Here is a 6013-nt window from a genome sequence, read left to right as displayed (position 1 = left end):
ATCCGCGCCGGCGTGGAGGGCACGATCTCCCAGGCAGTGCGGCGCACCTGCATCCGCCGGACCCGCTACACCGGCCTGCCCAAGACCCACCTCGGCCACGTCTTCGCCGCCACCGCCATCAACATCATCCGACTCGATGCCTGGCTCACCGAAACCCCACTCGGCCCGACCCGAACCTCACACCTGGCCCGGCTCGACCTGGCCGCATAGAGGCCCTCCCACACCCGGTTCACGGATTTCCCAACGGAGTCCTTCAGAGGGTGGTATGCGCCGTGATGTCGTATCTGTCGTCACTGGAACGTGTGGGATCGCTGCATCTCCGCTGCCTGGGAGGCATGGGGGTGCCGGAGTGTCACCTGTGAGCGAGCGCCGGTCCTACAGAGCGACTTATCCGACGAACGCTGGGCCCTGATCGGGCCCGTGATCACCTCGTGGAAGGCCCGACACCCCTCCGCCAGCGGCCACCAGGGCAACCACGACATGCGGGAGATCGTCCACGCCCTGCTCTGCCAGTCCCGGACCGGCTGCCAGTGGGACTGCCTCCCCTACGACCTGCCGCCCGTCGGGGCGGTGAAGTACTACTTCCATAAGAAGTCATCTCATTTGGCTCGGTAGGCTGTTGGCCGTGGCGGGGATTGTTGAGCGGCTGGTGCCGGATGAGCTGTGGGAGCTGTTCCAGCGGGTGGTGCCGGAAGCGCCGTCGCGGCCTCAGGGCGGCGGCCGGCGTCGCCACGGCGACCGGGAGGTTCTGGCGGCGATCGTGTTCGTCGCGACGTCGGGCTGCACGTGGCAGCAGCTTCCCGCCGCGTCGTTCGGGTCGTCCGGTGCGACGGCTCACCGCAGGTTCACCGAGTGGACGAAGGCCCGGGTGTGGGCCAAGCTGCACCGCCTGGTCCTCGACGAACTCGGTTCCCGCGGTGAGCTGGACTGGTCCCGTTGCGCGATCGACTCGGTGAACATGCGGGCCCTGAAAAGGGGGACCTGACAGGTCCGAATCCTGTCGACCGGGGCAAATACGGCTCGAAGATCCATCTGATCGCCGAGCGGACCGGTCTGCCCCTGTCCGTCGGTATCTCCGGCGCCAACGTCAACGACAGCCAGGCCCTGATCCCGCTGGTGAAGGGCATACCTCCGATCCGGTCCCGCCGAGGACCTCGCCGACGCAAGCCCGGCAAGCTGCATGCCGACAAGGCCTACGACTACCGCCACCTGCGGCAATGGCTCTCGGGTCGAGGCATCCTTCACCGCATCGCCCGCAAGGGCGTGGAGACCTCACAGCGGCTCGGACGACACCGCTGGACCATCGAACGGACCATGGCCTGGCTCGCCGGCTGCCGCCGACTCCACCGCCGCTACGAACGCAAGGCCGAGCACTTCCTCGCCTTCACCAGCATCGCCTGCACCCTCATCTGCTACCGCAGACTCAAGACCACTCCATGCGTTGTGAAAGCTGCGCCATGATGGCCCGCGTGAGCAAAGAGACTGCGCTTCAGGCCGTAGCACGCCTGTACCAAGAGTTCATGGGGTTGCCCTTTCCTCCCGGATTGGCTGGCGCGGACCGGGCTGGCTTCGACCTGGTGATGCTGGACTCGGACACCGCAGCCTGGGTTTTTATCTGGATCAAGAACGGCGGCGAGCTCGAAGCGCGAGGCCGAAGCGGTCTGCTTCGCTGCCTCGCCCGCCTGGACCGGGTCATACCTGTACTCAGCGAAGCGGACGACCCTGAGTACTGGCACCGCCTGCACGAGATGGCTCGACTTGTCGCGGATTCCCCGCAGATAGCCACCAAATGAGATGACCTCTAAGTGGCGCGACGACGGCACCGACCAGACCATCCACGACCTGCTGCGCTGGCAGGTGCGGGACAAGAGGGGGTCGATTAGCCGATCCCAGCCTGGTGGTGCTCGACACCCAGAGCCTGCACGCCGCCGTCGGGGTGCCCGCCGGGACGACCGGGCGGGACGCGGGCCAAGAAGGTCGCGTGCCGCAAGCGGGGACTGGCCGTTGACGTGTTGAGCCTGGTGATCGCGGTGGTGCTGGCCGCCTCCGCGATCACTCGCAAGACGCTGCTGGGGCTGCCCGATCCGCAACCACCCGTGCCGCCGGCCGCGAAGCTGCCGGACCGTCCGGCCTACCAGCAGATCACGGCCGTATTCGCCGCGGCCGATGCCCCGCTGCGAGCGCGGGCGGTATGTGAGGCGATGGACTTGGAGATCGCTCCCAGGAACATCAACAACGTCCGTCTGAAGCTCAAGCGGCTCGCCGAGCGGGGGATCCTGGGCGAGACCGGACAGGGGCTGTTCACCCTGCCACGGCCGTAGCCCCTCCGGCGGGCCTCAACCAGACTGCTCAGCCCAACCGAAAGGCCAACCCGGGCAGCACCTCAAGTGCCGCCCTCTGGGGGGACGCTCGGTCACGCCGATGAGCGGACACGTCGTCATTCCAGCCCGCGGAGAAAACCCGTTGCGAGCGACCCGCATCGGATGTCTGATTGATCGGCCACCGATCAGGGGAGGGAACATGAGGACGTCGCTGCCCACCCCCTCGTTGCACACCGCTCGCCTTCGACTGCGTGCCTTCGCAGACGCGGATGCGAACGACCTCTTCGCACTGCACAGCAGCGCCTACGTGCTGCGCTACTGGGACGCGCCCCCATGGAGCGAACGCGCTCGCGCCGAGAAGTTCATCACGGCTTGCCGGCAGATGGCACAGGACGGCAGCGGGGCGCGGCTGGCCGTAGATCGCGTCTCTGACGGGGCGTTCCTCGGCTGGTGCAGCCTGAACAGGTGGAATCCGGACTACCGCAGCGCGTCGCTTGGCTACTGCTTCGACGATGCAGCGTGGGGCCACGGCTACGCGACCGAGGCCGCGCGCGCTGTGCTGCGGTGGGCATTCGACACGCTGGACCTGAATCGCGTCCAAGCTGAGACCGATACGCGCAACGTGGCATCTGCCCGCGTGCTCGAGAAGCTCGGCTTCGTGCGGGAAGGGACGTTGCGGGAAGACTGCGTCGTCAACGGCGAGGTCTCTGACTCGTGGGTCTACGGGCTGCTCAGGCGGGAGTGGCGGCCGTCGTCCGAGCCGGTTCCCGCCCACTGAGTTCCGTCGCTCGGCGCCCGGTATCGGCCAACCCCGAGCGACTGATCACTGCGCCTCGTCCACACACAACGGCGAACCAGACAAGAGGTTGCATACCCTCCTCTCTCGGGCCCGGGAGGATCCCCCCCTCTCTCGGGAGCTCTGACCCGCGCAGGTGAGTGGTCTGCACTGTTGACCTTAACCAGGGCATCTCTGGTTATCGATGTACTCCTTCACCACGGCGAGTGGTGCACCTCCGCAGGACGCGGCGAAGTATGAGGGAGGCCAGAAGTGTTCGCCCCACAGGTACTTGCGGATATGACCCGAGAACTCCTGGCGCAGACGCCGGGCGGAAACGCCCTTGAGGGAGCCGACAAGCCAGGAGAGGGCGAACTTCGGTGGGTAGTGGACGAGCAGGTGGACGTGCTCGGTCACGCCGTTGAACTCCCGCAGCTCCGCTGCGAAGTCGGCGCAGACGTCGCGCATAACCTCCTCGCAGCGCGTCAGGACCTCGCCGGTGAACGGTCCGCGCCGGTATTCCGGCGTTAAGACCAAACGCGCAATGCAGGGCGTAGACGACGCTACGGCCTCTCTGAATATCGGGGTTTGGCTCCCAAGGAGGGTGACATACACCAACCTTATGATCAGGCTTGTGAAGAGCGTGACGCAGGTCAAGTTGATACCGGATGCCGCGCAGGCATCCGCTGTCGGTAGCCCTGCGCACGGTCAACGAAGCGGCCGACTGGGTCTCCAAGGTGGCGTTCGTCAGCGACGTGCCGCGTGAGCACGGCGGCTGTGCGAATCTCAGGATATTGCCGCAGGGGTCGATGACCTGCAGCGTCGACCCTCCCGATGCGTCCGGATCGATTCCGGGACGTACCGGCGCGTTCGGTCGGGCGAGCAATTCCAACGGGGGCGGTCACCGCTTGATCATCGGGAGGTGTGGTGATTCCTGAAGATCGTGTGGTGGCTGCGGGCCGTAGCGTGGAGCCTGTCCGGAGAATGGAACCGCGCGCCACCGCGCGCGGATATCTGCTTGGACTGCTGTCGGGCGTTGAGCGGAAGAACTGCCGTGGATGGCGGAGCAGGCGGAACACGCCCGCCCCGGGCGGATGCAACATCTGCTGCGATACGCCCGCTGGGACGCTGGAGCCGTCCGCGAGGAGGTCCGCACCTACACCACCGGCCGGGAGGGGCGCTGATTGACCGTCGGCTCTATCTCCCCGAGCACTCCTGGTGCTCTGACTCCGAGCGCCGGAAGACGGCCGGCATTCCCGAGGATGTGCATGCACTGAGCGGATACGGATACGCCGAGGCCCCGTAACTCTCAGCAGGGGTTACGGGGCCTCGGCGTATCAACTACTGGGACCGCTCACAGCAGTCCCGTCAGCCCTTCGACGCCGAGCGCCAGCAGCGCCGCGGCGACTACCAGCGTCACCAGCGAACCGGCCCACGCGGTGGACTGCCGCTCGCTCACCGGCACCGGATCCGCCTGCCCCGGGGCCTCCCGGCGCAGGCGCTCCAACTCGTCCTTCACCTGGTCGTGGCGGCCCAGCGTCGGCCAGACGCTGAATGCCTCGAGGCAGACCTGCTTGCCGTCGGTGAGCACGACGCTCAACCGACCGCTCCGCCCGTTCCAGTCGAACCTCTTCACCCGGCCCCAGGGGACGGTGTACTCGGTCTTCGCGTTCCGGACGACGATCCGTTCCCAGTCGCAGTCGACCGAGGGCCGGATCAGCGTCCGGTAGGCCAGGGAGCTCACCACGAGCAGCACCAGGAGTGCGGGGGCGAGCTGCCAGAACCCGGGGTCGGAGACCCGCGCAATCTCCAGCCCGGCAAACGCTGCGAAGCCGGCGATGACGCAGGAGCCCACGACTCTGCGCTCGATCCAGTACCCGGTCACCACCGCATCACCCTCCCGAGGAGAAGAGACTGTTCCAGCCGGACTTGATCCAGCTGCCGGCGGCCTTGGCGCCTGCCAGGTCTTCACTCCGGCGATGGCGACGGCCTGGCCGACCTGCGCGTCCTCGATCACCTTAGCGCCGGTCAGGGCACCGAGGATGCCGATGGTGCAGCTGCCCCGGTCCTTGCGCTGGGCACCAGGATGCGCCGAAGGCCGTTCCTCCGTAGCCACCTCGCGGAGGAACGGCCGTTCGCCGTGGCTCCGGAGAACGTTGCGAAGCAGAAGTCGCCGCCGTGCTGTGCTCCCCTGACCGTCGCCGGCCGGACTACGAGGAGAGGCTCGGCACGTCCGGTGCCGCCTCGCGGCATGCAGACGGATTCGACGCAGATCGTCGAGAAGGTAGCTCTCTCGGGAAGACACACACATCGCGCAGGCCCTCAGCCGCCAGGCCGTCCGCCAGGGCGCCGACGTCCGATTCGCCAAGACCACCCGGATTCTGGCCGAACTCGCCGGCGGCCACGCTGACCGCACCTGGGACAAGCGCATCCGCGAACTCATCCGCCCCGACCTGCTCATCCTCGACGACTTCACCATGCGCCAGCTGTCCGCGTCCCAGGCCGACGACCTCTACGAACTCGCCTCCGAGCGGCAAGGAACGCTCTCTGATCATCGCCAGCAACCAGGCGCCCAGGAACGGGTATCCCCTCTTCCCCGGTCGTCGCCGAGTCACTACTGGACCGACCGATCAACACCAGCCATCAGGTGATCATGAACGGCCCCAGCTACCGACCGAACAAGCGCCCCCGGAACCCGGCCGACAAATCTCCGCTCAGCTGAGCTCGGAAGTCCGCCCCGCACGGCGGTGACGCCGCCCACCACGATCAAGAACTCTCAACTGTCAGTGCTCTCAGGTAGGTTCGGATGCATGACGACGGAGGCGACCACGAAGGACACCGGGCATGCCCGGTACACCTTCCGTGTGCGCCTGTCGGCTGCCGCGCGGCGCGCACTCGAAGCGGAGTGGGATCGCTG

Annotated in this window: 10 protein-coding genes and 2 pseudogenes; 10 read left to right on the top strand and 2 right to left on the bottom strand. The window is 67.1% G+C overall.

Annotation, left to right across the window (positions count from 1 at the left end; all coding sequences use genetic code 11):
* From ACIBJF_RS51540 to ACIBJF_RS51510, 7 genes and pseudogenes are all read left to right on the top strand, one after another.
* Positions 1-210: transposase (locus ACIBJF_RS51540; protein ID WP_399184813.1), on the top strand; the 210-nt coding region annotated here is incomplete at its 5' end.
* Positions 211-300: 90 nt separating this feature from the next.
* Positions 301-615, top strand: a complete 315-nt coding sequence (locus ACIBJF_RS51535) for a transposase (protein WP_399184812.1) — start codon at positions 301-303, stop codon at positions 613-615.
* A gap of 19 nt (positions 616-634) precedes the next feature.
* A protein-coding gene (locus tag ACIBJF_RS51530; RefSeq protein WP_399184817.1) for an IS5 family transposase occupies positions 635-1461 on the top strand; the annotation gives its coding sequence in 2 pieces (ribosomal slippage) (positions 635-974 and positions 974-1461; 828 coding nt in all).
* 8 nt (positions 1462-1469) lie between these two features.
* Complete coding sequence (locus tag ACIBJF_RS51525) at positions 1470-1793, top strand: hypothetical protein (protein ID WP_399184811.1); 324 nt, start codon at positions 1470-1472, stop codon at positions 1791-1793.
* 13 nt (positions 1794-1806) lie between these two features.
* Positions 1807-2054, top strand: a pseudogene (locus ACIBJF_RS51520) (IS5/IS1182 family transposase); the annotation flags it as partial.
* On the top strand, positions 2031-2321 hold the full coding sequence (locus tag ACIBJF_RS51515) for a hypothetical protein (protein ID WP_399184816.1): 291 nt from the start codon (positions 2031-2033) through the stop codon (positions 2319-2321). The pseudogene ACIBJF_RS51520 and the gene ACIBJF_RS51515, both read left to right, overlap by 24 nt.
* Before the next feature lie 199 nt (positions 2322-2520).
* Positions 2521-3099 (top strand): GNAT family N-acetyltransferase, encoded by a 579-nt coding sequence (locus tag ACIBJF_RS51510; RefSeq protein ID WP_399184810.1) that lies wholly within the window; start codon positions 2521-2523, stop codon positions 3097-3099.
* Between the two features lie 177 nt (positions 3100-3276).
* Here ACIBJF_RS51510 and tnpA read toward each other — a convergent pair.
* Positions 3277-3676: pseudogene (tnpA, locus tag ACIBJF_RS51505) on the bottom strand (IS200/IS605 family transposase).
* Between the two features lie 88 nt (positions 3677-3764).
* On the opposite strand from tnpA, the gene ACIBJF_RS51500 reads away from it, so the two are divergent.
* Together ACIBJF_RS51500 and ACIBJF_RS51495 are read left to right on the top strand one after the other, a co-directional pair.
* On the top strand, positions 3765-4034 hold the full coding sequence (locus ACIBJF_RS51500; protein WP_399184818.1) for a hypothetical protein: 270 nt from the start codon (positions 3765-3767) through the stop codon (positions 4032-4034).
* Positions 4035-4154: 120 nt separating this feature from the next.
* A complete protein-coding gene (locus tag ACIBJF_RS51495; protein ID WP_399184809.1) occupies positions 4155-4280 on the top strand; it encodes a hypothetical protein in 126 nt (41 codons plus the stop codon).
* A gap of 170 nt (positions 4281-4450) precedes the next feature.
* On the opposite strand, the gene ACIBJF_RS51490 is transcribed toward ACIBJF_RS51495, so the two are convergent.
* Complete coding sequence (locus ACIBJF_RS51490) at positions 4451-5212, bottom strand: hypothetical protein (RefSeq protein WP_399184808.1); 762 nt, start codon at positions 5210-5212, stop codon at positions 4451-4453.
* 193 nt (positions 5213-5405) lie between these two features.
* Here ACIBJF_RS51490 and ACIBJF_RS51485 point away from each other — a divergent pair, with 193 nt between their 5' ends.
* The gene (locus tag ACIBJF_RS51485; RefSeq protein ID WP_399184814.1) at positions 5406-5747 is read left to right on the top strand and encodes an ATP-binding protein; all 342 of its coding nucleotides are present in this window, start codon (positions 5406-5408) and stop codon (positions 5745-5747) included.
* Positions 5748-6013: the final 266 nt, after the last annotated feature.

Source organism: Streptomyces sp. NPDC050743 (assembly GCF_044456925.1).
Classification (GTDB): Bacteria; Actinomycetota; Actinomycetes; order Streptomycetales; family Streptomycetaceae; genus Streptomyces.
Note: the sequence above shows the minus strand (reverse complement) of the source record. Positions and strands in the feature narration are given on the sequence as shown.

What these genes read in the sequence shown, in the direction of transcription:
- ACIBJF_RS51510 (WP_399184810.1), top strand. Translation starts at nt 2,521, where the DNA reads ATGAGGACGTCGCTGCCCACCCCCTCGTTGCACACCGCTCGCCTTCGA.
- ACIBJF_RS51500 (WP_399184818.1), top strand. Translation starts at nt 3,765, where the DNA reads ATGCCGCGCAGGCATCCGCTGTCGGTAGCCCTGCGCACGGTCAACGAA.
- ACIBJF_RS51495 (WP_399184809.1), top strand. Translation starts at nt 4,155, where the DNA reads ATGGCGGAGCAGGCGGAACACGCCCGCCCCGGGCGGATGCAACATCTG.